The organism is Aurantiacibacter sp. MUD11 (genome assembly GCF_026967575.1).
GTDB lineage: Bacteria > Pseudomonadota > Alphaproteobacteria > Sphingomonadales > Sphingomonadaceae > Alteraurantiacibacter.
Window position 1 is genome coordinate 2,600,129 of sequence record NZ_CP114054.1, and the last position, 25,024, is coordinate 2,625,152.

Below are 25,024 nucleotides of genomic sequence, written 5' to 3' on the forward strand. Positions count from 1 at the left end.
CTGCCGGGGTGAGACTTTTACCCCTGGCCAGTATCCTGAGCATCGTGTCGCTATCCGCTTGCGCGGGTGAGCCGGACTTCGTTTCCGAAGAGGAGATCCTGGCTCGCGCCGAGGTGCTGATTGCGCCGCAACCGGGGCTTTATCGCACCACCAGCACCATGACCGAATTCGCCCTGCCGGGCGCCAGTCCGCAGGAGGCGACGCGCATGCAGCAACGTCTTGGCGGGCTGCAGCCGCAGGTGGTGGAGGGTTGCCTTGCCGCCGGCGAGGACGGTTTCCTGTCGCTGGTCCAGGCCATGCAGGAAGGGTCCTGCAGCTCGACGCGTTTCGACACCAGCGAGACATCGCTCCACGCGGAAATGACCTGCGAGATCGCGGACGGGACGATTTCCGAAATCGTCATGCGCGGCAAAGTCTCCGCGCAGGATTCGCGGCTGCAGAGCAGGGTGGTCCAGCAAGGCCCCGGCATTCCCGGCGGGATGCAGCGGTTCGTCCTGATGGTGGAATCCCGGCGTCTTGGCGATTGTCCGGCCCCAACGGAAGACGGCGAAACGGAAACCCTGCCCGACTAGCCCGTTCTTGCAGTGACAAGCCGGATGGGGGAAACCGCTGGGACCATGGCCGCGACCGAAGAGAGATTCCCGCCAGCGCGCCGCCGGATCGCGGACAACCTGCGCGACTTCCGGCAGTCGGTCCTGCGCCGGATAGACCTGTTGCGCGGCGAGGAACCCGAGAACGTGCACAAGCCGTCGAAGGGACGGTTCCTTGCCGAAATCGGCTATCTCGTCGCCCCGATCCGCCGCAGGTTCGAACCGGAGTTGCCGATCGAGCCGGCGGGGTCGCCCAAGGTGGTGATCCTGCTGCCCGGCTTTGCCACCGGGCCATGGCGCATGCGCTACATGGCGCAGCAGCTCGAACGCGCCGGGCACAAGGTGAAGCGCTGGGGCATGGGCTACAATTTCGGGCCGACGCCGGAAAACTTCCGCCAGCTGGGCGACCGGCTGTGCTCGGTGCGCGAGCGGTATGGACAAGACGTTGTGCTGATCGGCTGGAGCCTGGGCGGGGTCTTCGCCCGCGAGGTCGCCAAGCTGCACCCGGAATGCGTGGAGCGGGTCATCACGCTGGGCACGCCCTTCAGCCACTCGCCCTATTCCAACAACATGTGGCGGGTCTACCAGGTGACGGCCGGGCATCGGGTGGAAGAGCCGCCGATCGACGGCGTGCTCTACGAGAAGCCGCCGGTCGAGACGGTCGCGTTCTGGAGCCCGCGCGACGGCGTCATCTCGCGCCGCGCCGCCTGCGGGCTGCCGGGCGAGCGCGATCGGGCGGTGGCCTTGCGCTGCACGCACATGGGCTTTTGCAACTCCGCCGAGGTGATCCTGGCGCTGGATGAGGAACTGAAGCGCTGATCAAGCTTTGTGTGCATGAGACGTTTGACGAAATGCTGCACCTGCGAGATAAGGCAGGTTCAAATGCAGTCGGGGGACCTGAGTGACCGCTTCCGAGCCGGTAAATTTTGATGAGATGCATGCGCCCGATGGCTCGGTGCGCGATGCCTATGTCGGCTACAACGAATGGCTGGAGCAGCAGGAAGCCGGCTCCATGCGGCGCAAGGACTTCGAGGCCGAGAGCTTCTTCCGCAAGACCGGCATCACCTTCAATGTCTATGGCGAGGACGATGCCGAGGAACGGCTGATCCCCTTCGACATGGTCCCGCGCATCATCACCGGTGCGGAATGGCGCCGCCTGTCGCGCGGTATCGAACAGCGGGTGCGCGCGCTCAACGCCTTCATGCACGATCTCTACCACCGGCAGGAGATCATCCGCTCGGGTCGCCTTCCCGAACGGCTGTTTCGCGACAATGCCGCATGGCTGCCGCAGATGGTCGGCTTCACCCCGCCCGGCGGGGTCTACACCCACATCGTCGGGATCGACCTGGTGCGCACCGGGCCGGACGAGTTCATGGTGCTGGAGGACAATGCCCGCACGCCGAGCGGCGTCTCCTACATGCTGGAGAACCGCGAGACGATGATGGCCATGTTCCCCGAGCTGTTCAGCAAGGTGAAGGTGCAGCCGGTCTCCGACTATCCGCGGCGGCTGGCCAAGAGCTTGGCCGCCTGCGCCCCACACGGGGCCGGCGACAAGCCCAGCATCGCCGTGCTGACGCCGGGCATCTACAATTCCGCCTATTACGAACACGCCTTCCTGGCCGACCAGATGGGTGCCGAACTGGTCGAGGGCAGCGACCTGCGCGTGGTCGACGGCAAGGTGCAGATGCGCACCACGGTGGGCTTCCGCCCGGTGGACGTGCTCTATCGCCGCGTCGACGACGATTTCCTCGATCCGCTCACCTTCAACCCGGCATCGATGCTGGGCGTGCCGGGCATCATGGATGTCTACCGCGCGGGCAATATCACCATCGCCAATGCGCCGGGCACCGGCGTGGCGGACGACAAGGCGATCTATTCCTTCATGCCCGAGATCGTCGAATTCTACACTGGCGAGAAGGCGCTGCTGCCCAATGTCGAGACCTGGCGCTGCGCCGATCCCGACAGCCTCAAATACGTGCTCGACAACCTGGCCGAGCTGGTGGTGAAGGAAGTCCACGGCTCGGGCGGCTACGGCATGCTGATCGGCCCGACCTCCTCCAAGAAAGAGATCGCGAAGTTCCGCGCCAAGCTGGAAGCCAACCCGGAAAACTACATCGCCCAGCCCACGCTGTCGCTGTCGACCTGTCCGATCTTCACCCGCAAGGGCCTCGCCCCGCGCCACGTCGACCTGCGCCCCTTCGTGCTGTGCTCGCCCGACGGGGTGGACATCACGCCGGGTGGCCTCACCCGCGTCGCGCTGAAGAAGGGCTCGCTGGTGGTCAATTCCAGCCAGGGCGGCGGGACCAAGGATAGCTGGGTGCTGGACGACTGATGTTAGGACGCGTCGCTCACGGCATCTTCTGGATGTACCGCTATCTGGAACGGGCGGAGAATACCGCGCGCCTGCTCGCCGCCGGACAGCGCATGGCGCTCACTCGCGGGCAGGACATGGCCGACAGCGAGTGGAAGTCGATCCTTACCACGCTGGGCCTGCGCGCCGCCTACGAACAGCATTTCGACGATTACGCCGGGGCGCACGTCTGCGACTTCGTGCTGCGGTCGAAGCACAATCCGGAAAACGTGCTGTCGATGGTGGAGCGCGCCCGCACCAATGCCCGCGCCTGCCGCTCGGCGATCACGGCGGAAGTGTGGGAGGCCGTCAACGAAGGCTGGATGACCCTGCGCGAAATGCTGGCGCGCCCGGTGCGCGAATCCAGTCTCAACCCGGTGCTGGCGACGATCCGCCGGGAGAGCACGCTGGCACGCGGGGCCACGCATGGTTCCATGCTGCGCAACGAGACCTACAGCTTCGCCCGGCTCGGCACCTTCCTGGAGCGTGCCGACAACACCGCACGCATCCTCGACGTGAAGTATTACCTGCTGCTGCCCTCGCTATCCTACGTCGGCACACCGCTCGATACCGGGCAGTGGGACAACGTGCTGCGTTCGCTTTCGGCAGAGCGCGCCTACCGCTGGCTCAATGCCGGGCGTATGGATGCCCGCTCGATCGCCGACTTCCTGATCCTTGACGAGCGTTTCCCTCGCAGTCTGGTGTTCTGCTATGGTTGCATGCGGGAAAACCTCGCGGAGCTGGCGCAGCTGCACGGCGCGGAAGGCACCAGCCACGAGCTGATGCGCGAGGCTGACCTGCGGCTGGCCGGCAAGAGCGTGGAAGACATCTTCGATCAGGGGCTGCACGAATTCCTGCTGGAATTCATCGCCGGCAACCAGGCGCTGGCCGGGGCCATCGCGCAAGATTATCGCTTCGTGAGCTGAGGGAGGAGACAGACAGACCATGCGCCTCTCGATCCGTCACACCACACACTATCGCTTTGCCGAGCCGGTGGCTCACGGCATCCAGCGCCTGCGCCTGACCCCGAAGGAGACGCAGGGGCAGGAAATCATCGAATGGAACATGGAGCTGGAAGGCGCGCGCGAGCAGTTCTCCTATGACGACCAGAACTTCAACCACGTCTCCCTGGTGTCGGTAGAGGAGGGCGCGAAGGAAGTGGTCGTCACCTGCAGCGGGAAGGTCGACACGCACGATCGCGCCGGGGTGATCGGGCACCATGCCGGGCACCTGCCGCTATGGGCCTTCCTCGGCCAGACCGAGCTGACCAAGCCGGGACCGAAGATCCGTGAACTGATCAATGCAGTGGAACGCAGCGAAGAGGGCATGGTGGCCACGCTGCACAACCTGTCCGCCGTCATCCGCGAGAACGTGGAATACGGCACCGGCAGCACCGGTGTCACCACCACGGGCGAGGAAGCGGCGGCGGAAGGCGTGGGCGTATGCCAGGACCATGCGCACATCTTCATTTCCGCGGCGCGCAGCCTGGAGATCCCGGCGCGCTATGTCAGCGGCTACCTGATGATGAACGACCGGGTCGAACAGGAAGCGACTCACGCCTGGGCGGAGGCCTGGGTGCAGGGGCTGGGCTGGGTCGGATTCGACATATCCAATGGCATCAGCCCCGATCCGCGCTATGTGCGCGTGGCGACGGGTCGCGACTACCGCGATGCCGCGCCGATTACCGGGATCAGCTTCGGCGCCGTGACGGAAGACCTGTCGGTAAACCTGGCGGTGGAGCAACAATTGGAAGAACAACAACAACAATGACCTATTGCGTTGGCCTGATGCTCGACAAGGGCCTGGTCCTGATGAGCGACACCCGCACCAATTCGGGCGTCGACAACATTTCCGTATTCCGCAAGATGTTCACCTGGTCGATTCCGGGCGACCGGCTGATCACGATCATGACGGCGGGCAACCTCGCCACCACGCAGGCGGTGATCAGCCGGCTGGAGGAACGCAGCAAGGCCCCCTCCGAGCGACAGAACTCGCTGATGGAACTGCCCACCATGTTCCAGGTGGCCTGCGAAATCGGCAAACTGCTGCGCGAGACCATTACGGATACCCAGGACGACAACGGCCAGAGCGGGAAGGGACGCTTCACCGCCTCGATCATCCTCGCCGGCCAGATCAAGGGCATGGAGCCGCGCCTGTTCATGATCTACCCGGAAGGCAACTTCATCGAAGCCAGCTGGGATACGCCCTTCTTCCAGATTGGCGAGACCAAGTACGGCCGCCCGATCCTGATCCGCGGCTATGATCGCGACATGAGCTTCGAGGACGCGGTCAAGCTGCTGATGGTCAGCTTCGACTCGACGCTGAAGGCCAATCTCTCAGTCGGTCTGCCACTCGACCTGCTGGTGATGGAACGGGACAATTTCACCCCCAAGCACGAGCGTCGCGTCGAGCACAACGATCCGTACTTCGATGCGATCTCCAACAGCTGGAGCGATGCGCTGCGCAGCGCCTTCCACTCGCTGCCCGACTACAGCTTCTACCAGCCAAGTGATTCCACCTAGTCGAAGCCACCGATCCGGATAGGGCCCGGCCCCAAGGGCTTCGGCCTATGCGGGAAATTACGGAAATAGGTCCGAACCGGAGGCATTCCTGCCTGCGGGAAAGCTGACCTTTTCCTATATAACAAAGGGTTATAGGTGTAATTCCGAAGTACTACGGAGTGCTTCCTTCCGTACATTCTGCGCAAATTCCTCCCATGGAACAGCGTATCACAATCCACATTGTCGGCGGCAACAGCCGCTCGCGGGCCGAACAGTCCCGCCTGATCCTCTCCATGGGCCACCATGCAGAGGTCTATTCGGACCTGGTCGAACTGATCGACCGTCCACCGCGTTCGGGGGTGATCATCGCCAGTGATGGCGTGCTCGACAACGGCATCACCGAATTGCTCGAAGAACTAGCCGATGCGGGCATCTGGGTGCCGCTGATCGCCGCGAAGGAGGACCCGCTGGTCGAGGAGGTCGTGGAGGCGATCCAGGCCGGCGCGCTCGACTTCGTGCGGCTGCCGCTGTGCGAGGACGAGCTTCAGCGCCTTGTCGGCCATGTCCACAGCGATGCCGGACGCCATGCCGAGGCGCGGCGCCGGCTCATCGATGCCCGCCGCCGGATAGAGGGGCTCTCGAAGCGCGAGCGTGAAGTGCTCGACTGGCTGTCGGAAGGCTGCTCGAACAAGGCCATTGCGCGCAACCTGGAAATCAGTCCGCGAACGGTCGAGATTCACCGCGCGAACATGATGGCGAAGCTCGGTGCCAACCATGCCGCCGAGGCCGTGCGCTTGCGGCTGGAAGCGGACTTCGATGAGGCGCAGGCGAGCGAAGCCATGGCACCGATCATGCGAGGGTGATCGGGTGGCGGGCGTCTCCCAGCCTGCCACAGTCGCTTCTGCTGCCGTTGCCGGCGTGGCCCACCGCCGTCAGCGGCAGTAGGAGTTCCCCTCGATCACGCCTTCGAAGTGGAAATGGTCGCGGTGGTCGGCATTGTAGTCCGGCCCCAGCACGGTGGCGAAGCGGCGACAGGCGCTGCGTTGCACGACACGCAGGAATTCGCGCTCCTTGGCATTGCCGTTCCAGCCTTCGGCCACGCTGATGCGGGTGCCGTCGGCCAGGATGAAGGCACCGATGTCGATCGCGTCGGCACTGGCGTGGGCGGAGCGGCGGCTGGTTCCCGCGACATTGCGGCAGGCATAGCTGCCCATGGTCTGGATGCTGGCGAGCCGCTGCCCGAAAATTTGCTGCGCCGCGCGGTCGGCGCCGAATCGCGCCCAGGCGGCAAAGGCGCTGCTGACGGGGCAGGTGACCGGGCCAAGGTTGCTGACATTCAACTGGCCGGTATCGCTCGCCAGGGCATGCATCATCACCGTGCCCAGGTTGCTGCAACCCTGTCCCAGGTAACGGTCGGGCAAGGGCTCGAAGCGCGCGCCGGCCTCGCCCAGCTGCGCCAGACACTGGTTGTCGGCATTGTTCTGCGCCACCGGCGCCGGTGCATAGATTCGCGCCGAGCGGGCGGAAACGGTGGATCGGTCATGCGAGGCAGTCTCGGTTGCGGCGTAGCCGCCACCGGAGACCTGCGGCACCAGCGAACAGGCCGAAAGGCCCAAGGCTGCCAGGGGGAGCATGATTACATTGCGCATGACATTTTACTGCCAAGACATGGTTAACAGAAGGTTTCCATCGCGCTTTCTCGAAGCATCGTGACACAACCGTGCGCGGCGCAGGCGCCGTCCATCGCGATGGTTGCACACGAAACCGCAAATTCGTTTGACTCGGCAAGCGCAATCTCTAGTGGCCGCTGCGGGCCACGCGGTCCCAACGCCGCGCGAGCTCTCTGCAAGGAGAGAATACATGACTGCACAACCTGCGCTCCGTCCGGAGCGTCCCTTCTTTTCATCCGGACCCACCTGCAAGCCTCCCGGCTGGTCGATCGACAAGCTCGACCTGAAGTCGCTGGGCCGCTCGCACCGTTCCAAGTACGCCAAGGGCCGGCTGAAGTACGCCATCGACCTGACCAAGGAACTGCTCGGCATCCCCGACGACTACCTCGTCGGCATCATGCCCGGTTCCGACACCGGCGCGCTGGAATGCGCGATGTGGACCATGCTTGGCGCGCGCCCCGCGACCGTCGCCGCATGGGAAAGCTTCGGTAACGTCTGGATCCAGGATGCAGTCAAGCAGCTCAAGCTGAAGGACCTGCAGGTCCTCGATGCCGGCTACGGCGAAATCCCCGATCTCAGCCAGGTGCCGCAGGAAAACGACGTCGTCTTCACCTGGAACGGCACCACCTCCGGCGCGAAGATCCCGAACACCGACTGGCTCGCCCCGGGTCGTGAAGGCCTGGCCATCAACGATGCCACCAGCGCCATCTTCGCCATGGAGATGGACTGGGCCAAGCTCGATGCCACCACCTACTCGTGGCAGAAGGTGCTGGGCGGCGAAGCGCAGCACGGCATGCTGATCCTCAGCCCCAAGGCCGTGGAGCGGATCGAGAGCTACGATCCCGAGTGGCCGCTGCCCAAGCTGTTCCGCCTGAAGAAGGGCGACAAGATCAATCGCGGCATCTTCGAGGGGGCCACGATCAACACGCCTTCGATGCTGGCCACGGAAGACTACATCGCCGCGCTGGAGTGGGTGAAGTCGATCGGCGGCCGCCAGGCCATGTTCGACCGTGCCGACGCGAACGCCAAGATCGTCAAGGACTGGATCGAAGCCACGCCGTGGCTGCGCAACATGGTCGACGATCCGGCCAAGCAGACCAACACCGGCGTGTGCATGTGCTTCCAGGGCGAGTGGATCGAAAGCCTCTCCGCCGAGGAAGCGGCCGCCGTGCCGAAGACAATCGCTTCCAAGCTGGAAGAGATGGACATCGGTTACGATTTCAACGGCTACCGCGACGCTCCGCCGAGCCTGCGCATCTGGTGCGGCGGCTCGCTCGAGTCCGAAGACATCAAGCGTCTGCTGCCGTGGATCGAATGGGCTTACGAAGAGCTCAAGGCCGGCAACCTCTGAGGTTAGCCTGACCGCGTAGCCCCGCCGATCCGGCGGGGCGCGCATCCCTCCGTTTACGAATTCATGCCCGGATGGCGCCCGAAAACCGTTTGGCGCACCGGCACAACAAGAGACTTATCATGACCAAGCCCAAAGTCCTCATTTCCGACAAGATGGACGACAATGCCGCCCGCATTTTCGAGGAGCGCGGCTGCGACGTCGACGTCATCACCGGCAAGACGCCTGAAGAGCTGAAGGAAATCATCGGCCAGTACGAAGGCCTTGCCATCCGTTCGTCGACCAAGGTGACCGCCGACATCCTTGAAGCCGCGACCAACCTGAAGGTTATCGGCCGCGCCGGCATCGGCGTCGACAACGTCGATATCCCCGCCGCCAGCGCCAAGGGCGTGGTGGTGATGAACACGCCGTTCGGCAACTCGATCACCACGGCCGAACACGCCATCGCCATGATGATGGCGCTGGCCCGCCAGATTCCCGAAGCCAATGCCCGCACGCAGGCCGGCGAATGGCCCAAGAGCGCCTTCATGGGCGTCGAGGTGACCGGTAAGACGCTGGGCCTGATCGGTGCCGGCAACATCGGCGCCATCGTCGCCAGCCGCGCGCTGGGCCTGAAGATGAAGGTGGTCGCCTACGATCCCTTCCTGACGCCCGAACGCGCCATCGAACTGGGCGTTGAGAAGGTGGACCTCGGCCAGCTGCTGGCCCGTGCCGACTTCATCACGCTGCATACCCCGCTGACCGACGAGACCCGCAACATCCTCAGCCGCGAGCGGCTGGAGCAGGCCAAGCCCGGCGTGCGCATCGTCAACTGCGCGCGCGGCGGCCTGATCGACGAGGCGGCACTGAAGGACATGCTGGAAAGCGGCCACGTCGCCGGTGCGGCGCTGGACGTGTTCGCGGTGGAACCCGCCAAGGAGAACCCGCTGTTCGGAACGCCGAACTTCATCTGCACCCCGCACCTCGGTGCCTCGACCACCGAAGCGCAGGTCAACGTGGCACTGCAGGTGGCCGAGCAGATGGCTGACTACCTCGTCAACGGCGGCGTCACCAACGCGCTCAACATGCCCAGCCTCAGCGCCGAGGAAGCACCGAAGCTGAAGCCCTACATGGCGCTCGCCGAAAACCTCGGTTCGCTGATCGGCCAGCTCGCCCACGGCGATCTCGACAAGATCAGCATCGAGACCGAAGGCCACGCCGCCGAACTGAACCAGAAGCCGATCGTCGGTGCCGTGCTGGCGGGCCTGATGAAGCGCTATTCGCAGAGCGTGAACATGGTCAACGCGCCTTTCATGGCGAAGGAACGCGGCATGGAAGTGCGCGAGATCCGCAACGACAGGGAAGGCGTGTTCCACACGCTGATCCGCGTCACTGTGGCCACCAGCCAGGGCAACCGCTCGGTCGCCGGCACGCTGTTCGGCAACAACGAACCGCGCCTGGTGGAAATCTTCGGCATCGGGATCGAGGCCGACCTGTCGGGCAAGATGCTCTACATCGTCAACGAGGACGCGCCGGGCTTCATCGGTCGCGTCGGCTCGCTGATGGGCGAATACGACATCAACATCGGCACCTTCCACCTTGGCCGCCGCGACAACGGCGGCGAGGCCATCGTGCTGCTGTCGGTCGATCAGGACATTCCGCAGGAAGTGGTCGACAAGGCCTGCAAGCTGGATGGCGTGAAGGTGGTCAGGTCGCTTTCGTTCTGACGCCTTTGCGACTAGGGCATCGCGCATGACCGATCCGACGCAGGACCTGTTGCCCGAAGGGCTGGAAGACCGCCTGCCGCAATCCGCGGCTGCGGCGACCCGCATCGAACGTGCGATGCTGGAGGCGATGGGCGCGCATGGTTACGACCGTGTGCGTCCGCCGCTGGTCGAGTTCGAACGCTCGATGAGCCGCCGCATGGACGGGGTGATGACGCGGCACATGTTCCGCTTCACCGACCCTGCCTCGCTGCGCACGCTCGCCCTGCGCAGCGACATGACGGTGCAGGTTGGGCGCATCGCGGCCACCGGCCTCGCCAATGCGCCGCGCCCCTTGCGGCTGTGCTATGCCGGGCAGGTCGCCCGCATCCAGGGCAGCAAGCTGGAACCCCGGCGCGAGGACCTGCAGGTCGGCGCGGAGCTGATCGGTAGCGACAGCGTCGCCGCCGCCAGCGAGATCGTCGAACTTGCCATCACCGCGCTGGAAGCGGCGGGGGCAACCGGCATCTCGGTCGACTTCACCCTGCCGGACCTGGTCGACACCCTGGCTGACGGCCCCATGCCGCTGGACGAGGCGCAGCGCGAACGCGTGCGGCGCGAGCTCGACATGAAGGATGCTGGCGGATTGGTGGAAGCTGGCGGCGAAGCCTACCTGCCGCTGATCCACGCCACCGGCGACTTTGCCGGCGCGGTCGAAAAACTGTCCGCGCTGGATACCTCAGGTGTGCTTGAGACTCGCATCGAGGGCCTGCGCCAGATCGCCGCACGCGTGGGTGACCGCGCCCGGCTGACGCTGGACCCCAGCGAACGCCACGGCTTCGAATACCAGAGCTGGTGCGGCTTCACCCTCTACGCCGATGGCGTGCGCGGCGAGCTTGGCCGGGGCGGCACCTATTGCATCGGCGGCAGCGACGAAGCGGCAACCGGCTTCTCGCTCTATCCCGAAAACCTGGTCGAAGCCGTCAAGGCGGACGAGCAGTTCGGCGACAAGCTGTTCCTGCCGCTGGGCCACGACGCCAATGCGGCGGCGAAGCTGCGTGCCGAAGGCTGGCGCACGGTCGCCGCACTGTCCGATGCCGATGACGGCAAGACGCTCGGCTGCTCGCACGTGCTCGACGGCGCTGCGCCGCGCGCGCTGTAAATCGCTGCGCCAGCGGAAGATCTTCCAGTAGTTGCAGGGGCCCCTGTCGCGGCATTCCCGCACCAACGCGGCGGATGGATTACCGCAACTGCTTGCGGTCCACGCTCCTACGGCCTAGTGCCGCGCCGTTTGTCCCCTTTGCAGGAATCGAATTCATGCCCAACGTCACCGTAGTCGGCGCCCAGTGGGGCGATGAAGGCAAAGGCAAGATCGTCGACTGGCTGGCCACCCGCGCCGATGCGGTGGTGCGCTTCCAGGGCGGTCACAATGCCGGCCATACGCTGGTGGTGGACGGCAAGACCTACAAGCTCTCGCTGCTGCCCAGCGGCATCGTCACCGGCACGCTCAGCCTGATCGGCAATGGCGTGGTGCTGGACCCGTGGGCGCTGCGTTCCGAAATCGAGAAGCTGGAAGGGCAGGGCGTTTCCATCACGCCGGAGAATTTCGGCATCGCCGACAATTGCGCGCTGATCCTGCCGCTGCACGGCGAACTGGACGGGCTGCGTGAAGCTGCCGCGGGCAAGGGCCAGATCGGCACCACCAAGCGCGGTATCGGCCCGGCCTACGAGGACAAGGTGGGCCGCCGCGCCATTCGCGTGTGCGACCTGGCACACCTCGACGAGCTGGACGCCCAGCTCGATCGCCTCTGCGCCCATCACGATGCGCTGCTGGCCGGTTTCGGCAAGCCGCCGGTGGACCGCGAGGCGCTGGTCGCCATGCTGCAGGAAATCGCCCCCTTTGTGCTGCAATATGCGCAGCCGGTGTGGAAGCGCCTGCGCGAGGTGCGGGCCGATGGTGCGCGCATCCTGTTCGAAGGCGCGCAGGGCGTGCTGTTGGACGTTGACCACGGCACCTATCCCTTTGTCACCAGCTCCAACACCGTCAGCGGCACGGTGGCGAGCGGCAGCGGCGTCGGTCCCAATGCGGCCGGTTTCGTGCTCGGCATCGTCAAGGCCTACACCACCCGCGTGGGCGAAGGCCCGTTCCCGACCGAGCTGGACGACGAGGTCGGCCAGCGGCTGGGCGAACGCGGTCACGAGTTCGGCACGGTCACCGCGCGCAAGCGGCGCTGCGGCTGGTTCGATGCCGTGCTGGTGCGCCAGACCTGCGCGATCAGCGGCGTCACCGGCATCGCGCTGACCAAGGTGGACGTGCTCGACGGCTTCGATACGGTGAAGATCTGCACCGGCTACAAGCTGGACGGCAAGGTAATCGACTACCTGCCTTCCAGCGCGGTGGAACAGGCGCGGCTGGAGCCGGTCTACGAGGAAATGGAAGGCTGGAGCGAAAGCACCGAGGGTGCGCGCAGCTGGGCCGAGCTTCCGGCGCAGGCGATCAAGTACATCCGCCGCATCGAAGAACTGATCGAGTGCCCCGTGGCCAGCGTCTCCACCAGCCCGGAACGCGACGACACCATCCTCGTGCGTAATCCGTTCGCGGAACTGTAAGCCAACGATATTCTTGACATAATCTGCTTTTGTTCTACTCCTGTTCCAACGCGAATCAGGGGAGAACGGGAAATGCCGCCAGCCGACTTTGTTTATGACGTGGCGGCCGATGCCGCGGGTCTGCCGCTGGGCGTGTCGATCTTCGCCGACGATGCGGACGTGCGCGCCATTTTGCAGGAAGACGTTGTCGCCGCGGGCTTCACCACGCGCGAATGCGGCACGATCGACGCGCTGCTGGCTGGCGACGCCAAGGTGCTCGGCGATCTCGTGCTGATCGACTGCCCCATGCCCGATGCCTCTTCCATGGCCGCGCTCTCGCGGCTGGACAGCCGGTCAGCGAAATCGGGTGCCCGGATCATCGTCTCCACTTCGGTGGACGGGCTGGACGACGTTTTCGCCGCCTGCGCCGAATCGCGCGCGCAGATCCTGGTCGACCCGACCCGCGCGGACCGGGTGATCGCCATCGGCCGGATGCTGGCGGAGGTGCCCAACCTGCGCCTGCGCGAACTGTCGGAGACGGACCGGCTGGCGCTGCTGCGGCTCACCGAGCAGGTCAGCAAGATTGCCGAGCGGCTCGAGACCATCGACCGGCGCGGCTGGGGCAAGGAGGCGGAGAGCACCGGCTCCAGCGCCTTCCGCTTCGAGACGCCGGTGGATACTTATTGCGCGCCGGGGCAGGAACGCCAGCCGCAGCGCAAGACCAGGGCGCCGCTGCCCAGCGCGCGGCTGGTGCGCAAGATCATTGCCGCCCGCAAGGCGCGCGCGCGGTTTCTCGATTCCGAGCTCTTCGCCGATCCCGCATGGGACATGCTGCTGGACCTGACGGCCGCGCGCGTCGAGCACGCGCGGGTATCGGTCACCTCGCTGTGCATCGCCTCGGGCGTGCCGCCCACCACTGCGCTGCGCTGGATCGGCCAGATGACCGATGCCGGCCTGTTCGAACGGGTGGAGGATGATACCGACCGCCGCCGTGCGTTCATCCGGCTGTCGGACAAGGCGGCCGACGCCATGGCGCGCTACTTCGCCGAACTGGGACAGGACGCGGCCGTGCTGGCCTAGCGCCGGTTGAAGGCCTGCTGCACCAGCTGCGGCTCGGTGATGCCGTTGGCGATCAGGACCTGCAACAGGATACGCGCCTTCGCCGGGCCAAGCGCACGGGCGGCGACGAAGCCGTTGCTGTCGTCGGCGGGTTCGCGGTCGACCAGCCCCTCGTCGACGCGGGTGGCGCGAACCACGACGATCCCGGCCGCTGCCGCATCGGCCAGTGCTGCGCGCACGGCGTCGGGCGCATTGCCTTCGCCAAGGCCCGCCAGCACGATGCCTTTCGCGCCTGCCTCCACCAGCCGGGTAACGCTGTCCGCACCTTGCCCGGCATAGGCGTGCAGGATGGGGACTTCGGAGAATTCGGTCGGGAAGGCGTAGCGGGCTGCTTCTCCCAGGCGCCACGGCGGTTGCAGCCAGTCGAGCGACGCCGGTGTCGCCAGCGCCACCGCACCGCGCGGGAAGCCTTCGAAGGCATTGGAGCCGCTGGTGCGGGCCTTGCGCGCATCGCGGGCAGCCAGCACCTGGTCCCCCATCACCAGCAGCACGCCGCGCCCGCCTGCATCGGGATCGGCTGCCACCTGCACGGCATTGGCGAAATTGCGCAGCCCGTCGCTGCCTACCGCATCGGCAGGACGCATCGCGCCAACCAGCACGACCGGCTTGGCGGTCGGCAGCGTCAGGTCGAGCAGGAAGGCGGTTTCCTCCGCCGTGTCGGTGCCGTGGGTGATGATGATCCCGTCGCACCGCGGATCGGCGATGGCCGCGTCGATACCCGAGTGGAGTTCGCGCCAGATTTCCGGCCCGATATTGGCCGAATCGATGTTCGCTACCTGCCGCCCGGTCAGCCGCGCGGGCAAGCCTAGCTCGGCGAAAGAGGCCAGGAAATCGGCAATGTCGATCTGGCCGGGGCGGTAGTCGCGCCGCGTGGCGGAACCGGCCTGTCCGGCAATGGTGCCGCCGGTCGCCAGCACAAGGATGGAAGCATCGCGCATGCCAGCGCCCTAGCGCGGAGCAAGGAACTTGCCCAGCCGCGTAAATGGGCCTTTCCCGCCGCGCAGCTTTGGGTTAGGGGGCGCGCGGACCGCAAGGATGGGCGATTAGCTCAGTTGGTAGAGCATCTCGTTTACACCGAGAGGGTCGGCAGTTCGAGCCTGTCATCGCCCACCATCCCTTTCCCGTGAAAACCAGTCGTGGCGCCGGAGCCTAGCCTTCCGCGAGCGCTTCCTCGATGGCGGCGCGGGCTTCCTCGCTGCCCCAGTCGTATGCACCGATGACGCGCCACAGCTCCTTGCCCTCGGCATCGTAGAGCACGGTCAGCGGCAGCACCGGGCCGCCGCCGAAGGAGAAGGCGAGGTCGTTCTGTTCGTCCAGCCAGCGCGGCAGGTTGGGCAGGTCGCGCGCGGCGAAGAAGGGTTCCACCACCTCGGCCCCGCGCAGGTCCTCGCTGACGGTTACCACGCGCACGCGGCCCGCCAGGTCGACGGCCAGCTCGTCGAGCAGGGGCATTTCCACCACGCAGGGCGCGCACCAGGTCGCCCACAGGTTCAGCAGCATCGGCTCGCCCACCTCGGCCAGCGCCAGTTGCGCGCCTGCGGGGTCGGTCACGGTAACTTGCGGAACCTCCTCGCCCACGAAGCTGCGGTCGAGGATGCCGGTGAGTTCGATAGTTGCGCTTTCTGGCGACAGCGCCGCGTTTTCTTGCACCGCCTCTTCCCCGCCGTTATCGCACGCGGCGAGAAGGCCGGCAGCACAGCAGGCCGCAACGGACAGGATCGGGCGAGTTTTGGCCACGGACAATTCCTCCAAAGCCCAGCAGGGCAACAAGATGTGGGGCGGGCGCTTTGCCGAGGGCCCCTCTGCCATAATGCGCGAGATCAATGCCAGTATCCCGTTCGACAAGGCGCTATGGCGGCAGGATATTGCCGCAAGCAAGGCCCATGTCGCAATGCTGGCTGCCTGCGATATCGTTTCGGACGATGATGCTGAGACCATCATCGAGGGGCTGGAGAAGGTCGCCGCCGAATACGAAGCCGACGGCGTGCCGGAGGACTGGGACCTCGAAGACATTCACATGACCACCGAGGCGCGGCTGGCCGAACTGGTCGGCCCGGCGGCGGGTCGCCTGCACACGGCGCGCAGCCGCAACGACCAGGTGGCAACCGACTTCCGCCTATGGGTGCGCGACGCCATCGACCAGGCGCTGGACGGGCTGGAGGCGCTGCAACGCGCGCTGGTGACGCGGGCGGGCGAACATGCCGATAGCATCATGCCCGGCTTCACCCACCTGCAGACCGCCCAGCCGGTGACGCTGGGTCACCACCTGATGGCCTATTACGAAATGGCCGCCCGCGATGTTTCGCGCTTTGCCGATGCCCGCAAGCGGCTCAACCAGTGTCCGCTCGGCAGCGCGGCGCTGGCCGGCACCGGCTTTCCCATCGACCGCGAGATGACCGCGCAGGCGCTGGGCTTTGCCGCGCCGACGAACAACAGCCTCGATGCCGTGTCCGACCGTGATTTCGCGCTCGACTACCTGCAGGCCGCCGCGCAGTGCAGCCTGCACCTGTCGCGGCTGGCGGAAGAGTTCGTGATCTGGGCCAGCCAGCCGTTCGGCTTCGTGCGCATGCCCGATACGCTGAGCACCGGCAGTTCGATCATGCCGCAGAAGAAGAACCCCGACGCGGCGGAGCTGGTACGCGGCCATGCCGGGCGCATCGTCGGCTGCCTCACCAGCCTGATGGTGACGATGAAGGGCCTGCCGCTCGCCTATTCGAAGGACATGCAGGACGACAAGCCGCCGGTGTTCGAAGCCGCCGGCCTGCTCAACCTCTCCATCGCCGCGATGACCGGCATGGTGGAAGGCGCCACCTTCCGTACCGAGCGCATGCGCGAGGCGGCGGAGCTGGGCTATGCCACCGCCACCGACCTTGCCGACTGGCTGGTGCGCGAGGCGGATATTCCCTTTCGCGAGGCGCACCACATCACCGGCGCCGCGGTGAAGCTGGCGGAAGGCAAGGGCGTGGCGCTGGAAGCGCTGTCGCTGGACGAATTGCAGGCGATCGACGTGCGCATCGACGAGCGGGTCTATACCGCGCTATCGGTCGAGGCATCGGTCGCCGCGCGCAAGTCGCACGGCGGCACCGCGCCGGACGAGGTGCGCAAACGCGTGGCCGAGGCGCGCGAGCAGCTGGAGATGGACCAGTGACCCGTATCGCCGCCATTGCCGTCGCCGCCATGCTGCTTGCCGCCTGCGGCCAGCGCGCGCCGCTGACGCCGCCACCGGGCGAAACATTGCCGCCGCCAGCCTATGGCGAGAGCCAATCGCCCACCGCCGAACAACTGCTCGAACTCGATCCGCAAGCCGCGCCAGAGCGTAGCGTGGAGCTGCGCCGGGAAAGCGAAGAGCGCGAGGACGATCCGTTCGACCTCCCGCCGGAGAATTAAGTGGACCATTTCCAGCTCAGGAACGGTGAATTGCACGCCGAGGACGTGCCCCTGTCGCGCATCGCGGAAGCGGTGGGCACGCCCGTCTATGTCTATTCGCGCGCGACCTTCGAGCGCCATGCCCGCGTCTTTCGCAAGGCGCTGAGCGGGCTGGAACGCCCGCCGCACATCGCCTTTGCCGTGAAGGCGAATCCCAACCTGGCCGTGCTGAGCCTGCTCAGCCGCGAAGGGCTGGGGGCCGACGTCGTCTCGGGCGGCGAGATGGCGCGGGCACTGGCTGCAGGCATGCCGGCCAGCGACATCGTCTTCTCGGGCGTCGGCAAGACGCACAAGGAACTCGGCGACGCGCTCGATGCGGGCATCGGCCAGTTCAACATCGAATCGGGCGAGGAAGGCCGCGAGCTGGCTGAGATCGCGGCCGCCAAGGGTAAGGTTGCCCAGTGCGCGCTGCGGGTCAACCCCGATGTCGACGCTGGTACCCATGACAAGATCTCCACCGGGAAGGCGGACAACAAGTTCGGCGTGCCCATCGGCCATGCCCCGGCGCTGTTCGCGGAGCTGTCGCAGAAGCCCGGCCTGAACCTGCGCGGCCTTGCCGTGCATATCGGCAGCCAGCTGTCCGACCTCGCCCCGCTGGAAGCCGCCTTCGCCAAGCTGGGCGCGATGATGACTCAGCTGCGCGCCGAGGGGCACACGATCACCCACATGGACCTCGGGGGCGGCCTGGGCGTGCCTTACAAGGCGGGCGAACAACTGCCGTCGCCGGCCGACTATGGCGCCATGGTGGCCCGCGCCACCAAGGGCTGGGACGTCACACTGATGTTCGAACCGGGCCGAGTCATCGCGGGCAATGCCGGCGTGTTGCTGACCCGCGTGATCCGCGTGAAGCGCGGGCTGAAGCACCCCTTCGTCATCGTCGATGCGGCGATGAACGACCTGGCCCGGCCTGCGCTGTATGGTGCCTGGCACGATTTCGACGCAGTTAAGCCCAGCGGGGAAAAAATGGTCGCCAACATCGTCGGCCCGATCTGCGAAACCGGCGATACCTTCGCCATGGACCGCGAGATCGATACCCTCATTGCCGGCGACCTTGCCGTGTTCCGCACCGCCGGCGCCTATGGCGCGACCATGGCCTCCTCCTACAACTCGCGCGGGTTCGTGGCCGAAGTGATGGTCGACGGATCGGACTTCGCCGTGGTGGCAGATCGCATCCCGCCGGGCGACATCGCCGATGCCGAACGGGTGCCGGACTTCCTCAAGGACTGATGCGCTCGCTGCCGCTCTTCCATCGCATTGCCGGACAGCCGGTGATCGTGCTGGGCGAGGGCGACATGGCCGAGCCCAAGCGCCGGCTGGTGGAACGCGCCGGGGGGCGCGTGGTCAGCGACATGCAGGAAGGCATCGACGAGGGCGCGCGGCTGGCCTTCATCGCCCATGACGATGCCAAGATGTGCGAGGGCGATGCGATTCGCCTGCGCTGCGCCGGGCTGCTGGTGAATGTCGTCGACCGGCCCGACCTGTGCGATTTTACCACCCCCAGCCTGCTGGAGCGGGACCCGGTGCTGATCGCCGTGGGCACCAGCGGTGCCTCTGCCGGCCTCGCCAAGCAGTTGCGCCTGCGGCTGGAGCAGCTGCTGCCGGCAGACCTTGGCGCGCTGGCGGAGCGGCTTTCCGCCATGCGCGAGGCGATCAAGGTGCGTTTCCCCGCCATGGCCGAGCGCCGCCGCGCGCTCGACGAGGCGTTGGGCGAGGGCGGGCCGCTCAACGTGCTGGCTGAAGGCAGCGCCGGACGAGTCGAGGCATGGATCGACGAGTCCGATACCCCGCCGGCCAGCGGCATTCACCGCTTCACGATTACCAGCGACGACCCCGAAGAGCTGACCATCAGGCAGGCGCGCCTGCTGGGCAGCGCCGATGCCGTGATTGCCGACGCTGCGATCCCGGCGACCATCCTCGACCGGGCGCGGGCCGATGCCGCGCGGCTCACCCTGCCGCACGATGGTGACATGCCGAAAGGGCTCGTAGTCGTGCTCGAACGCGGCTGAGAACGGTCACATTACAGACATTTAACTTAAATCCGCGCCTCCCGCGCCGCACTCTCCCGGACAGCAGCGACACGGTGTTGCTCCACTTCGGGAGAAAACAATGAAACTGCCCAAAATCGACCTGGCCAGCCTGCCGGACCTCGATACTCTCACCGGGTTCTTCGGTTCCATGCGGACGCCGGGACATGATGACACCATCATCGTGATCGCGACCATCGTGTACGAGAGCAACCCGCCCAGCGGCGGGCTCATCTGAGCGGGGCCGCGCGCGATGCAGGTCCACCCCGACATCGCGGCGTTGCGGAGCGATCGCGCTCCGCAACGCCAGGCCCAGACCGCCATCCTTGCCGCGCGCGATGCGTGGGCCGCGGAAGAGGGCGCGTCCGAACTGCTGGCGGAGCTGGATGCCTATGGCACCGGCGCCCCGCTGGAGGCCTGCTCGACACTGGAAGCCGTGTTCACCGGACAGGGCGAGGCCGAACGGCTGATGGGCCTGCTCTCGAAGCATTACTGCAATGCCATTGCCGCCAACCCGATCGGCCACCCGCCGTTTCGCAACGGGTTCGACGGGATGGCCAGCTCCATCCTGCTGGCCCGGGCGGGCCGTGCCCAGCTGATGCTGCAGGCGCGCGAGCCGGGAGAGATGGCCAATCCCGGTTACATCTTCTCCGATGCCTCCCGCTTCGATGCCGTGCTGGCCGGGGAAGCCGAGGCACGCATCGTGCGGATCGCTTCCCGGCAAGAGCAAGCCGCCGAATTCGTCGAAGAGCGCGTGCACCTGCGGCCCGGCCATCGCATCGCCTTCGACCTTGCTACTGAAGCCCTGATGATCGACCGGGTCACCCGCCGCGTGGTCATCCTGCGGCTGATGCGCACTGCCGCGGACCCGCAGCCCGGGCGCGAATATTGCGCCGAGACGGGGTGCCTGCTGCACCAGAGCGCAGGCTGCATTGCCACCAGCCGGCAGGAGGCGATCATCGCCTTGCTCGGCCGGATGGGGCGCGACGATGCCGCGCCGGCCATCGCCCAAGTCGCCATGGCCGACGGCGACAACTCGCTGCGCTGGCAAGCCATGCGTGAAGCGCTGGCGCTGGACACCGCCACGGGCTTCGCTGCGCTCTATACGGTGGCGCGCCGCAGCGAGGACCCGCTGGCCGGGCAGGCCGGCGCCCTGCGCGCGCAGCTGCTCGAAACCTATCCCCAACTGGCCCAAGTGGAGGCTGCCTGATGCCCCGCGTCATCGACCATCGCGACGAGACTTCCTGCGAACTTGGCGACTGCCTTGCCGCTCTCGAGGCGGAAGGATTCCGACCCTACGAGGAAGAAAGCCTGCTGCACGCGGCCGCCTGGTTGCGGCGACTGGGGAACAACCGGCAATTCCTGGGCGACATCATGCTGGAGGAGCTGAAGCAGGGCGTGAAGGCCGCCGAAGAGGCGAGCAGCTATGGCCCGCAGGTGGTGATGCTGTGCGAGCTTGGCCGCGAATACTTCATACGCGCCAATTTCTGGCCGAGCGCCGACGAGCACATGTTCCGGGCCAGCGGATCGTCCGCCTTCAGCTACGAACTGCCGCACGATCACAACTTCGATTTCCTGACCGTCGGCTATTTCGGCCCCGGCTATGCCAGCGACTATTATGAGTACGACTACGACAAGGTCGCTGGCGGGATCGGCGAGAGGGCGGGCTTGCGGTTCATCGAGCGCAGCACGCTCGATCCCGGCAAGTTGATGCATTACCGCGCTCACCGCGACGTGCATTCGCAACTGCCGCCGGAAAGCCTCTCCGTCTCGCTCAACATCATGCATGCAGGCGGGGCGCAGGGCTGGCTCGACCAGTACAAGTTCGACGTCGACAAGGACGAGATCAGCGGCGTGATCAGCCCGGGAGGGAGCGAGATATTCCTGCGCGTAGCCGTGGGGCTGGGGGGCGCAGAGGCGCGCGACCTGGCGCACAATTTCGCCGCCTCGCATCCCAGCGACCGGATGCGGCTGGTGGCGCTGGAGGCGCAGGCGGGTGTGCTCGACGAAGGGGGCCGCGACGATTTGTGGCGCAGGGCGGAAGGATCGGGCAGCAGGCTGGTGGAGATGGAGGCCACGCGGCGGCGGCGCGAACTGGCGCCCGCTTAGACGAATTGGCCTAGAGGATGCCGCCCGCAAGCCGGTCGATCGCGCCTTGCAGGATGACCGCAGCCGCATGACTGTCGATCCGCTCGGCGCGTTTCCCGCGGCTCATGTCCTGCGCGATCATGTCCCGCTCGGCGCTAGCGGTGGACCAGCGCTCGTCCCACAGCAGCACCGGCAGTCCGAGGCCGTTCTGCGCGGCGGCGAGATTGCGGGCGAAGGCGCGACTGGCCTGCGCGCGCGGCCCGGCGCTGCCATCCATGTTCAAGGGCAGGCCGATCACGATCCCGACGGCGCTGCGATCCTTGCAGATTGCCGCCAGCGCATCCTTGTCTCGGGTGAACTTGCCCTTGGGCAGGGTCTTGCCCGCCGTCGCGAAGCTCCATCCGGCATCGCACAGCGCCGTGCCGATGGTCTTGCTGCCGAGGTCCAGTCCCAGCAGCACGCCACCCTCGGGCAAGGCATCGCGGAAGACGCCGGCGTCTTCGGTTACGAGTGCTGCTGCTGGTGCCATCGGTTCACGCGGGTGACCACGTCCTGTTGCAGGTTCCGCCAGAACAGCGGGATGTCGTAGACATGGTAGTTGTTGCCCGGCAGCACATACTGGCCGAGGTCGGGCGGGTCGCCGATCAGCAGCACGCCGGATGCGGCGTCGCAGCGCGCGGGCACGGCGCCGGCCACCAGTTCGCCGCTGCCAAGGTCGTCCTCTGGCACCAGCGTGCCGAGATTGCGCGACGCTTCGGCGCTATCGTTCAGGCTGCCCGTCAGCGGGTTGAAACAGAGGATTGGCGTCCCCTGACGCGGCTCCCCGTTGATGCCGGGCACTTCGTTGTAGAGGCGCAGGTACTGTGCGGTATCGGCAGGCTCGGCGAAGCTCGCCCAGCTGGCGATGCAGCCGGCCTGTTCGGCCGTGGCGCAAGCGGGCAGCCCCAGTTCGGGCAAGTCGGCCTGCACCGAGATCGGCATGCCCACGGAGTAGGCCACGGCCACGCGCTCCAGCAGCGGCGAGCCCTTCAGCTTGTCGGTCAGCAGGCGGACGACGTGATAGCCCCCCTGGCTGTGCCCGGCGATCACGATCGGCACGTCTTCCGGCACCGAATCGACGAAGAAGTCGAAGGCGGCCTCGATGTCGGCATAGGCCGCATCCAGCGCACGGCCGGCGTCGGCACTGTCGGTAAGCAAGGCACCGTAGGTCGCCTGGCGATAGCGGGGCACCCAGATTTCGCTGGCCTGGTTGAAGGCGCTGCCCATGCTGCGCACCATGGCGCGGGCGCGCTCCTGCGACGGTTCGTCGTCCAGCGGTGCGTTCCACGCATCGTTTTCCGTGAAGCTGGTCGAGTGGACGAAGAACACGGCGAAGGCCGGGGTGTCCGCGGCCGAAGCCGGCTCCGTCGGTGTCGGCAGCAGCGAACGGTCCTCGCTGAAGGCTGGCTGCCAGCGCGCCGGGTCGTTCACCGCGCCCATGCCCGGGCGGCTGAACCACATGGCGGGATCCTCGTAGGCATTCTCCGCCAGTGGTTCCTGTTCGACGAATTCGACGCGCGGGACCATCGCGAATTCGGTCAGCTCCTCGGCGTACATGCGCAGCACGAACAGCCCGGCAATCACCAGCACGATGAGCACGACGATGGTGTAGAGGAATTTACGCAGGGGTGGCCTCCGGGTTCTCGGCCTGGGCGGCGTCTTCCGCGTCCTTGGCCTTGGCGCGCTGTTCCAGCGCCACCTTGAGCATGGCGAGCATCGGGTCGGCCAGGAACAGGCCGAGGATGCCGAACAGGATGCCCATGATCAGCTGCATCGACAGCACCAGCGCCGGTGCCAGGTCCACCGTCTTGCGGGCGATCATCGGGATGACGATGTAGCCATCGATGTTCTGCACCGCGAAATAGACGAAGATGGTGTAGAAGCCCATCTGCGCGCCGCCGGAAAAGCCCACCAGCACCATCAGCACGCCGGAAACGACCGCGCCGATATTGGGCACGAAGGCCAGCAGGCCGGTAAGGATAGCGAGCAGCGCCGCCATCGGGATCGGGTCACCGGTGACGATGCCGTATCCCAACAGCATGACGTAGGTGAACACGCCCTCGAACACCATGCCGACCAGGCGCCCGAACATCAGGCGACGCATGGTGAAGGCCATGCGGCTGATGGTTTCGTAGAATTCGTGCCGCCGCGGCTTGGGCAGCATCCAAGCGACACCGCGCTCGTAGAGGCGCGGTTCGATCACCAGGTAGATGCCGATGATCACGATCAGCAGCAGGGTGGTGAAGCCGCCGAGGATGCCGCCCAGCGCGCGGGTAACGGTGCCGAAGCCACTGATCGCCTGGCTGGCCATGCCCTGTACGTTCTGCACGTCGATCTGGAAGCCCTGCGCGCGCAGCCATTCGAACAACGCGGTGGTCTGTTCCTGCACGATGCGCGGGAATTCCGCCGCCTCGCGGGAGATCTGCGTGCCGGCAAAGAAACTGAGCCAGGCGAGAAAAGCGACGGAGGTGAAGAGCACGATTGCGATGCGCCAGCTGCGCCCGATATTGAGTGCCCGGCCCAGCAGGCGCGCACCGCCGTCGACCATGGAGGCGAACACCAGGGCGCCGAATATGACCAGCAGGCTCTGCGCGAGATAGACCGACAGCACGACCAGGCCGACGACCACGGTCCAGGTCAGCGCGCGCCAGGCCTCCAGACGCAGTTCCGGGGTGGAGATACGCGCGGGGCTGGCGCCGATGTTTTCGCCGTCGTCGTTGCTGTCGTCGCTCATTCCTCGCTCGCTCCGCGCAGTTCGGGCCGCAGGCTGGTCCATGCGCGCTCGCCGCGCAAGGCCTCGAACCAGCTGAGCGGATTATAGCTTGCCCGACCGTCGAGCGAGAAGGTGATCATTTCCGCGCGTCCGCCGACGTCTTCCAGCGGCACCGGCCCGTCCAGCCCGCTGCTGAACAGCGGCGCGCGGCTGTCCGCCGAATGGTCGCGGTTGTCGCCCATCAGGAACACGTGCCCTTCGGGAACGGTAATCTCGGCCATGTTGTCGAGGCTCTGTTCGATGTGGTCGATGATCAGGTAGCTCGCGCCGTTGGGAAGGGTCTCGCGATAGGTGGGCGGCTCGTAGACCTGCGAGCCGTCTTCCAACGTGACGCGGTAGTCCTCGAAGTAATAGAGGCAGTTGGTGAAGCCGCACTGGTTGTCATGCTCGGCGGGAATGCGCACCGGGGGTTCGACCTCCTGCGGCACCGGCTCGCCGTTGAGGATGATTTGCCCGTTGACCAGCGCGATGGTGTCGCCCGGCAGGGCGACGACGCGCTTGATGTAGTCCTCCGCCCTGTCGGGTGGCACGACGATCACGATGTCGCCGTATTCGGGCGTGGAGGGCGCAATGCGCCAGTCGTCGCGCGGCAGCAGGTGGAAGCTGGCCGAGACCCAGGACCAGCCATAGGGATACTTGCTCACCACCAGCCGGTCTCCCACCATCAGGTTGGGCACCATGCTGGCACTGGGAATATAGAACGGCTTGGCGATGAAGGTGTGGAAGGCCAGCACGGCCAGCAGCATCAGCGCCAGCCCGCGCACTTCCGCGACCCAGTTGATAGGTTCCTTGGTGTCCTTGGACTTGTCGTCGCTCATGGAATTG

General features: G+C 66.2%; 26 protein-coding genes and 1 tRNA gene. 20 read left to right on the forward strand and 7 right to left on the reverse strand.

Translation table 11 applies throughout. The features are described from left to right. The first annotated feature begins 8 nt into the window (after positions 1-8). The 7 genes from OZN62_RS12865 to OZN62_RS12895 all read left to right on the forward strand — a co-directional run bounded on the left by OZN62_RS12865 (position 9) and on the right by OZN62_RS12895 (position 6,304). The gene (locus tag OZN62_RS12865) at positions 9-572 is read left to right on the forward strand and encodes a DUF3617 domain-containing protein (protein WP_269100270.1); all 564 of its coding nucleotides are present in this window, start codon (positions 9-11) and stop codon (positions 570-572) included. Positions 573-617: 45 nt separating this feature from the next. After that, positions 618-1,409, forward strand: coding sequence for an esterase/lipase family protein (locus OZN62_RS12870; RefSeq protein ID WP_269100271.1), 792 nt, complete (start codon positions 618-620; stop codon positions 1,407-1,409). A gap of 115 nt (positions 1,410-1,524) precedes the next feature. Beyond that, complete coding sequence (locus tag OZN62_RS12875) at positions 1,525-2,922, forward strand: circularly permuted type 2 ATP-grasp protein (RefSeq protein ID WP_442864402.1); 1,398 nt, start codon at positions 1,525-1,527, stop codon at positions 2,920-2,922. Further along, positions 2,922-3,866 carry an alpha-E domain-containing protein gene (locus OZN62_RS12880; protein ID WP_269100273.1) on the forward strand — a complete coding sequence of 315 codons (945 nt, stop codon included), beginning with the start codon at positions 2,922-2,924 and terminating at the stop codon, positions 3,864-3,866. The genes OZN62_RS12875 and OZN62_RS12880 overlap by 1 nt, the downstream gene beginning before the upstream one ends. 19 nt (positions 3,867-3,885) lie before the next feature. Further along, positions 3,886-4,710: a transglutaminase family protein gene (locus OZN62_RS12885; protein ID WP_269100274.1), complete on the forward strand. Its 825-nt coding sequence runs from the start codon at positions 3,886-3,888 to the stop codon at positions 4,708-4,710. Continuing rightward, complete coding sequence (locus OZN62_RS12890) at positions 4,707-5,462, forward strand: proteasome-type protease (protein WP_269100275.1); 756 nt, start codon at positions 4,707-4,709, stop codon at positions 5,460-5,462. The genes OZN62_RS12885 and OZN62_RS12890 overlap by 4 nt, the downstream gene beginning before the upstream one ends. A 194-nt stretch (positions 5,463-5,656) precedes the next feature. Further along, complete coding sequence (locus OZN62_RS12895; protein WP_269100276.1) at positions 5,657-6,304, forward strand: response regulator transcription factor; 648 nt, start codon at positions 5,657-5,659, stop codon at positions 6,302-6,304. 69 nt (positions 6,305-6,373) lie between these two features. On the opposite strand, the gene OZN62_RS12900 is transcribed toward OZN62_RS12895, so the two are convergent. Next, the gene (locus OZN62_RS12900) at positions 6,374-7,075 is read right to left on the reverse strand and encodes an extensin family protein (protein WP_269100277.1); all 702 of its coding nucleotides are present in this window, start codon (positions 7,073-7,075) and stop codon (positions 6,374-6,376) included. A gap of 226 nt (positions 7,076-7,301) precedes the next feature. Between OZN62_RS12900 and OZN62_RS12905 the strand changes: the two genes are divergently transcribed. From OZN62_RS12905 to OZN62_RS12925, 5 genes are all read left to right on the forward strand, one after another. Next, the gene (locus tag OZN62_RS12905; RefSeq protein WP_269100278.1) at positions 7,302-8,462 is read left to right on the forward strand and encodes a phosphoserine transaminase; all 1,161 of its coding nucleotides are present in this window, start codon (positions 7,302-7,304) and stop codon (positions 8,460-8,462) included. A gap of 119 nt (positions 8,463-8,581) precedes the next feature. Then, positions 8,582-10,165 carry a phosphoglycerate dehydrogenase gene (gene serA, locus OZN62_RS12910; protein ID WP_269100279.1) on the forward strand — a complete coding sequence of 528 codons (1,584 nt, stop codon included), beginning with the start codon at positions 8,582-8,584 and terminating at the stop codon, positions 10,163-10,165. Between the two features lie 25 nt (positions 10,166-10,190). After that, positions 10,191-11,303, forward strand: a complete 1,113-nt coding sequence (locus OZN62_RS12915; protein WP_269100280.1) for an ATP phosphoribosyltransferase regulatory subunit — start codon at positions 10,191-10,193, stop codon at positions 11,301-11,303. A 155-nt stretch (positions 11,304-11,458) separates the two neighbouring features. Beyond that, entirely contained in the window at positions 11,459-12,751 is a 1,293-nt protein-coding gene (locus OZN62_RS12920) for an adenylosuccinate synthase (protein ID WP_269100281.1), read from the forward strand. 72 nt (positions 12,752-12,823) lie between these two features. Next, entirely contained in the window at positions 12,824-13,810 is a 987-nt protein-coding gene (locus OZN62_RS12925; RefSeq protein WP_269100282.1) for a winged helix DNA-binding protein, read from the forward strand. Here the strand turns inward: OZN62_RS12925 and OZN62_RS12930 are convergent. Beyond that, the gene (locus OZN62_RS12930) at positions 13,807-14,787 is read right to left on the reverse strand and encodes an asparaginase (RefSeq protein WP_269100284.1); all 981 of its coding nucleotides are present in this window, start codon (positions 14,785-14,787) and stop codon (positions 13,807-13,809) included. The two genes, OZN62_RS12925 and OZN62_RS12930, sit on opposite strands and share 4 nt — an antisense overlap. A gap of 99 nt (positions 14,788-14,886) precedes the next feature. Here OZN62_RS12930 and OZN62_RS12935 point away from each other — a divergent pair. After that, positions 14,887-14,962: transfer RNA gene (locus OZN62_RS12935), tRNA-Val, on the forward strand. A gap of 36 nt (positions 14,963-14,998) precedes the next feature. Here the strand turns inward: OZN62_RS12935 and OZN62_RS12940 are convergent. Next, on the reverse strand, positions 14,999-15,586 hold the full coding sequence (locus OZN62_RS12940; protein ID WP_269100286.1) for a TlpA family protein disulfide reductase: 588 nt from the start codon (positions 15,584-15,586) through the stop codon (positions 14,999-15,001). Positions 15,587-15,620: 34 nt separating this feature from the next. Here OZN62_RS12940 and argH point away from each other — a divergent pair, with 34 nt between their 5' ends. From argH to OZN62_RS12975, 7 genes are all read left to right on the forward strand, one after another. Further along, the gene (argH, locus tag OZN62_RS12945) at positions 15,621-16,997 is read left to right on the forward strand and encodes an argininosuccinate lyase (protein ID WP_269102186.1); all 1,377 of its coding nucleotides are present in this window, start codon (positions 15,621-15,623) and stop codon (positions 16,995-16,997) included. Further along, complete coding sequence (gene lptM / locus OZN62_RS12950) at positions 16,994-17,236, forward strand: LPS translocon maturation chaperone LptM (RefSeq protein WP_269100287.1); 243 nt, start codon at positions 16,994-16,996, stop codon at positions 17,234-17,236. The genes argH and lptM overlap by 4 nt, the downstream gene beginning before the upstream one ends. Continuing rightward, on the forward strand, positions 17,237-18,502 hold the full coding sequence (gene lysA, locus OZN62_RS12955) for a diaminopimelate decarboxylase (RefSeq protein ID WP_269100288.1): 1,266 nt from the start codon (positions 17,237-17,239) through the stop codon (positions 18,500-18,502). It abuts the gene before it with no gap. Then, entirely contained in the window at positions 18,502-19,281 is a 780-nt protein-coding gene (locus tag OZN62_RS12960; RefSeq protein ID WP_269100289.1) for a precorrin-2 dehydrogenase/sirohydrochlorin ferrochelatase family protein, read from the forward strand. The genes lysA and OZN62_RS12960 overlap by 1 nt, the downstream gene beginning before the upstream one ends. A gap of 100 nt (positions 19,282-19,381) precedes the next feature. Then, positions 19,382-19,537 carry a hypothetical protein gene (locus OZN62_RS12965; RefSeq protein WP_269100290.1) on the forward strand — a complete coding sequence of 52 codons (156 nt, stop codon included), beginning with the start codon at positions 19,382-19,384 and terminating at the stop codon, positions 19,535-19,537. A gap of 15 nt (positions 19,538-19,552) precedes the next feature. Further along, positions 19,553-20,509 carry a hypothetical protein gene (locus tag OZN62_RS12970; protein WP_269100291.1) on the forward strand — a complete coding sequence of 319 codons (957 nt, stop codon included), beginning with the start codon at positions 19,553-19,555 and terminating at the stop codon, positions 20,507-20,509. Continuing rightward, positions 20,509-21,408, forward strand: a complete 900-nt coding sequence (locus OZN62_RS12975) for a transposase (RefSeq protein WP_269100292.1) — start codon at positions 20,509-20,511, stop codon at positions 21,406-21,408. The genes OZN62_RS12970 and OZN62_RS12975 overlap by 1 nt, the downstream gene beginning before the upstream one ends. 10 nt (positions 21,409-21,418) lie before the next feature. Here the strand turns inward: OZN62_RS12975 and ruvX are convergent, their stop codons facing one another. Genes ruvX through lepB form a run of 4 tightly spaced genes read right to left on the reverse strand, consistent with a single transcriptional unit; the run spans position 21,419 to position 25,017 of the window. Continuing rightward, complete coding sequence (gene ruvX / locus OZN62_RS12980) at positions 21,419-21,916, reverse strand: Holliday junction resolvase RuvX (RefSeq protein WP_269100293.1); 498 nt, start codon at positions 21,914-21,916, stop codon at positions 21,419-21,421. Next, positions 21,892-23,025 carry a DUF3089 domain-containing protein gene (locus tag OZN62_RS12985; RefSeq protein ID WP_269100294.1) on the reverse strand — a complete coding sequence of 378 codons (1,134 nt, stop codon included), beginning with the start codon at positions 23,023-23,025 and terminating at the stop codon, positions 21,892-21,894. Before OZN62_RS12985 ends, ruvX begins: the two co-directional genes overlap by 25 nt. A gap of 19 nt (positions 23,026-23,044) precedes the next feature. Continuing rightward, entirely contained in the window at positions 23,045-24,160 is a 1,116-nt protein-coding gene (locus OZN62_RS12990) for an AI-2E family transporter (protein WP_269100295.1), read from the reverse strand. Beyond that, the gene (lepB, locus tag OZN62_RS12995; RefSeq protein ID WP_269100296.1) at positions 24,157-25,017 is read right to left on the reverse strand and encodes a signal peptidase I; all 861 of its coding nucleotides are present in this window, start codon (positions 25,015-25,017) and stop codon (positions 24,157-24,159) included. Before lepB ends, OZN62_RS12990 begins: the two co-directional genes overlap by 4 nt. Positions 25,018-25,024: the final 7 nt, after the last annotated feature.

Excerpts from the sequence above, each read along its gene's own strand:
- OZN62_RS12870 (WP_269100271.1), top strand. The coding sequence starts at position 618 with ATGGCCGCGACCGAAGAGAGATTCCCGCCAGCGCGCCGCCGGATCGCG.
- OZN62_RS12875 (WP_442864402.1), top strand. The coding sequence starts at position 1,525 with ATGCATGCGCCCGATGGCTCGGTGCGCGATGCCTATGTCGGCTACAAC.
- OZN62_RS12880 (WP_269100273.1), top strand. The coding sequence starts at position 2,922 with ATGTTAGGACGCGTCGCTCACGGCATCTTCTGGATGTACCGCTATCTG.
- OZN62_RS12885 (WP_269100274.1), top strand. The coding sequence starts at position 3,886 with ATGCGCCTCTCGATCCGTCACACCACACACTATCGCTTTGCCGAGCCG.
- OZN62_RS12890 (WP_269100275.1), top strand. The coding sequence starts at position 4,707 with ATGACCTATTGCGTTGGCCTGATGCTCGACAAGGGCCTGGTCCTGATG.
- OZN62_RS12895 (WP_269100276.1), top strand. The coding sequence starts at position 5,657 with ATGGAACAGCGTATCACAATCCACATTGTCGGCGGCAACAGCCGCTCG.
- OZN62_RS12900 (WP_269100277.1), bottom strand. The coding sequence starts at position 7,075 with ATGCTCCCCCTGGCAGCCTTGGGCCTTTCGGCCTGTTCGCTGGTGCCG.
- OZN62_RS12905 (WP_269100278.1), top strand. The coding sequence starts at position 7,302 with ATGACTGCACAACCTGCGCTCCGTCCGGAGCGTCCCTTCTTTTCATCC.
- serA (WP_269100279.1), top strand. The coding sequence starts at position 8,582 with ATGACCAAGCCCAAAGTCCTCATTTCCGACAAGATGGACGACAATGCC.
- OZN62_RS12915 (WP_269100280.1), top strand. The coding sequence starts at position 10,191 with ATGACCGATCCGACGCAGGACCTGTTGCCCGAAGGGCTGGAAGACCGC.
- OZN62_RS12920 (WP_269100281.1), top strand. The coding sequence starts at position 11,459 with ATGCCCAACGTCACCGTAGTCGGCGCCCAGTGGGGCGATGAAGGCAAA.
- OZN62_RS12925 (WP_269100282.1), top strand. The coding sequence starts at position 12,824 with ATGCCGCCAGCCGACTTTGTTTATGACGTGGCGGCCGATGCCGCGGGT.
- OZN62_RS12930 (WP_269100284.1), bottom strand. The coding sequence starts at position 14,787 with ATGCGCGATGCTTCCATCCTTGTGCTGGCGACCGGCGGCACCATTGCC.
- argH (WP_269102186.1), top strand. The coding sequence starts at position 15,621 with ATGTGGGGCGGGCGCTTTGCCGAGGGCCCCTCTGCCATAATGCGCGAG.
- OZN62_RS12960 (WP_269100289.1), top strand. The coding sequence starts at position 18,502 with ATGCGCTCGCTGCCGCTCTTCCATCGCATTGCCGGACAGCCGGTGATC.
- OZN62_RS12965 (WP_269100290.1), top strand. The coding sequence starts at position 19,382 with ATGAAACTGCCCAAAATCGACCTGGCCAGCCTGCCGGACCTCGATACT.
- OZN62_RS12970 (WP_269100291.1), top strand. The coding sequence starts at position 19,553 with ATGCAGGTCCACCCCGACATCGCGGCGTTGCGGAGCGATCGCGCTCCG.
- OZN62_RS12975 (WP_269100292.1), top strand. The coding sequence starts at position 20,509 with ATGCCCCGCGTCATCGACCATCGCGACGAGACTTCCTGCGAACTTGGC.
- ruvX (WP_269100293.1), bottom strand. The coding sequence starts at position 21,916 with ATGGCACCAGCAGCAGCACTCGTAACCGAAGACGCCGGCGTCTTCCGC.
- OZN62_RS12990 (WP_269100295.1), bottom strand. The coding sequence starts at position 24,160 with ATGAGCGACGACAGCAACGACGACGGCGAAAACATCGGCGCCAGCCCC.
- lepB (WP_269100296.1), bottom strand. The coding sequence starts at position 25,017 with ATGAGCGACGACAAGTCCAAGGACACCAAGGAACCTATCAACTGGGTC.